The organism is Corynebacterium sp. c25Ua_47 (genome assembly GCF_039907205.1).
Taxonomy (GTDB): domain Bacteria; phylum Actinomycetota; class Actinomycetes; order Mycobacteriales; family Mycobacteriaceae; genus Corynebacterium; species Corynebacterium hiratae.
Genome location: NZ_JASBOH010000036.1, coordinates 1 through 736, shown reverse-complemented (window position 1 = coordinate 736; position 736 = coordinate 1). Strand labels below are relative to the sequence as shown.

General features: G+C 59.2%; 1 protein-coding gene. It reads right to left on the bottom strand.

Features of this window, described 5'->3' with window-relative positions; translation table 11 throughout:
* Positions 1 to 7: 7 nt before the first annotated feature.
* Entirely contained in the window at positions 8 to 718 is a 711-nt protein-coding gene (locus QKE52_RS13310; RefSeq protein ID WP_347949003.1) for an IS6 family transposase, read from the bottom strand.
* Between the last annotated feature and the right edge of the window lie 18 nt (positions 719 to 736).

Below are 736 nucleotides of genomic sequence, written 5' to 3'. Positions count from 1 at the left end.
GGCGTTCTCAGGCCGTCTCGAAGACCCGGTTGACGATCACCGCGTCCGGATTGGGGTGCCCATAAGCAAACATCGTGCCCTGACCTTTCCGTAATGAATGCATCGCTTCCATCCCTTTCAACGTCCGGTAGGCGGAAATTCGGTTTTTGAACGCCCCCTTCGGTCCCAGGATTCTTTTAAGTCGGCCATGATCTCCCTCGAGAACGTTGTTCAGGTATTTCACCTGCCGGTGCTCCACCGTCTGAGGGCAGATTCCCTCCGCCTTCAGCTCGGATATTGCCTTGGCCAGAGCTGGTGCCTTGTCGGTGTTGATGACCCGCGGGGACCCGGCTGTCGTATTCGATCGTAGCGTCTTGGCCAGGAAACGCTTGGCCGCAGCCACATTCCGTTTTGGTGAGAGGTAGAAGTCTAAGGTCTGCCCACCGGCGGTAATAGCCCGGTAGAGATAGCACCACGTGCCGCCGACCCGGATATAGGTCTCATCCACCCGCCAGGACCGGGCCTGCCAGTCGGGTACCTGCCGGTACCAGCGAGTGCGCTTATCCAGCTCAGGGGCGTATTTCTGCACCCAGCGGTAGATCGTGGTGTGATCGACTGGCACACCCCGCTCGGTCATCATTTCTTCGAGGTCGCGGTAGCTCACGCCGTAGCGGCAGTACCACCGCACCGCCCACAGGATGATGTCACGGGGGAAATGCCGACCGGAGAAGATGCCCATGGCTCTGATTATTTCACG

What these genes read in the sequence shown, in the direction of transcription:
- QKE52_RS13310 (WP_347949003.1), bottom strand. Translation starts at nt 718, where the DNA reads ATGGGCATCTTCTCCGGTCGGCATTTCCCCCGTGACATCATCCTGTGG.